Source organism: Candidatus Erwinia dacicola (genome assembly GCF_001756855.1).
GTDB lineage: Bacteria > Pseudomonadota > Gammaproteobacteria > Enterobacterales > Enterobacteriaceae > Erwinia > Erwinia dacicola.
On the sequence record NZ_MAYS01000080.1, the window covers coordinates 1 to 1,578 of the forward strand.

Annotated in this window: 3 protein-coding genes; all 3 read right to left on the reverse strand. The window is 51.1% G+C overall.

Annotated features, from left to right (window positions below):
* Positions 1-117, reverse strand: a 117-nt coding sequence (locus BBW68_RS15475; protein ID WP_148127504.1) for a helix-turn-helix domain-containing protein, incomplete at its 3' end; no start/stop codon positions are given.
* 113 nt (positions 118-230) lie between these two features.
* Entirely contained in the window at positions 231-902 is a 672-nt protein-coding gene (queE, locus tag BBW68_RS02230) for a 7-carboxy-7-deazaguanine synthase QueE (protein WP_070133826.1), read from the reverse strand.
* A gap of 194 nt (positions 903-1,096) precedes the next feature.
* Positions 1,097-1,333 carry a hypothetical protein gene (locus tag BBW68_RS02235; protein ID WP_070133827.1) on the reverse strand — a complete coding sequence of 79 codons (237 nt, stop codon included), beginning with the start codon at positions 1,331-1,333 and terminating at the stop codon, positions 1,097-1,099.
* Positions 1,334-1,578 lie beyond the last annotated feature (245 nt).

Below are 1,578 nucleotides of genomic sequence, written 5' to 3' on the forward strand. Positions count from 1 at the left end.
CGAGACTGTTGACTTACAGACGCCTAACCGGCGACCAATCTCGGCCTGACTAACTTTGTCTTCACACAACAGAGCTATCTGGTATCGTAATCCTTCGGTTAACTGCTGATATTTCATAGTTACTCGCTCATCTTTAGTCGGAAGAGCAGGATAGCTTATCGGTAGCTAACCGTCCCTCCATCTACATGACCGAGCGTTGCACTTATTATCTGAATTCGCGGAGAGTTTAATCAGGCAATATTCAGATACTTGTGGGCCTGCATCGACAGGCGCCAGTTGCGCGCAATGCAGGTTTCGATGCACAACTTGGTCGCATCGTCTTTCTGGCTGATCGGCTGCAGCACGATAATCCGCGTTTTTTCATCGCTGAGTGTAGCCAGCAAATCGTCTAACGCATCAACATCACGCTGGCGAGCCACCGGATGCTTCACCTCGTCGGCGAGGATTAAAGCCTGGTTCAGCACATCGTAACCGCCGCACATATTCACCTTCGGCGAGACCGTAACCCAAGTTTCCGGGGTACAGAGCACCTCGTGAGTGCCACTGGTTTCAATCTGGCAGCTAAAGCCGTCATCCTGCAATGCTACGGTCAGCGGCGTCAGATCGTGAATACAGGGCTCGCCGCCAGTAATCACGACATGCTTAGCCGTCCAACCGTGCTGACGGATCACCCCAAGCAGGGCCGCCGCATCGGCCGCGCCCCAAGCATCGGTTTTTACGGTTTTCAGCAGAATCTCCCCCAGCGAGGTTTCCCGATCGGTCAGCTTATCCCAGGTGTGTTTGGTATCACACCAGCTGCAGCCCACCGGGCATCCCTGCAGGCGGATAAAAATTGCTGGCACACCGGTGTAAACACCTTCGCCCTGCAACGTCTGGAACATTTCATTTATCGGGTACTGCATTCACATCTCGACTGGCGGCTAGATTAAGGGCGCAGATTATGGCAGATTGACGGGATAAGGCCAATGCCACTGGAGCACCTCAGAAGCACCATCATACACTAAATCAGTAAGTTGGTAGCATTACCCGGTTAATACAACATACTCAGTAGGCGGTAATAATGGGCATAAGGCGTCTGAGCTGGTGATATGCAACTTCAGGCCTGAAGTTGATGCATCGAGGCTTTAAACCCTTCTGAAAGGCACCACTGGCCGTTATTTTCGACGGCCACATCAAATACCGCCCTTTGCTCAAGTATGAAGCGGGTGGCGTGTTCCCGTTGTCCAGTCATGCAGGTGATAGCCTGTAAGGTCAGTGAGGCCGTCTGACCGAAAGCTGAGATAACGTCATACGCATCGTCAGTCATGATCTGGCGAATCTGATAAAAGTTCATGGTCAATTCCTTCTAAGCGACTAAGAAACCTACAGGCCTGTAGTGCGACGCACACTAACTCTGCGGGATCGGACAGTCCAGTGGAAAGAAGTATGGAAGGATAGGGATGGTTTTATCGGTTGAAAATTGCGCTAGTTTGGAAGGTATTTGATATACGCCGAAGGGGTATCACTTTGAATCAAAAACCCTTCAAATCAGTATCAAACAATTTTCGCGGCTACAGGCGGGCGTTCACGCCACCAAAA

Excerpts from the sequence above, each read along its gene's own strand:
- BBW68_RS02235 (WP_070133827.1), bottom strand. The coding sequence starts at position 1,333 with ATGAACTTTTATCAGATTCGCCAGATCATGACTGACGATGCGTATGAC.
- queE (WP_070133826.1), bottom strand. The coding sequence starts at position 902 with ATGCAGTACCCGATAAATGAAATGTTCCAGACGTTGCAGGGCGAAGGT.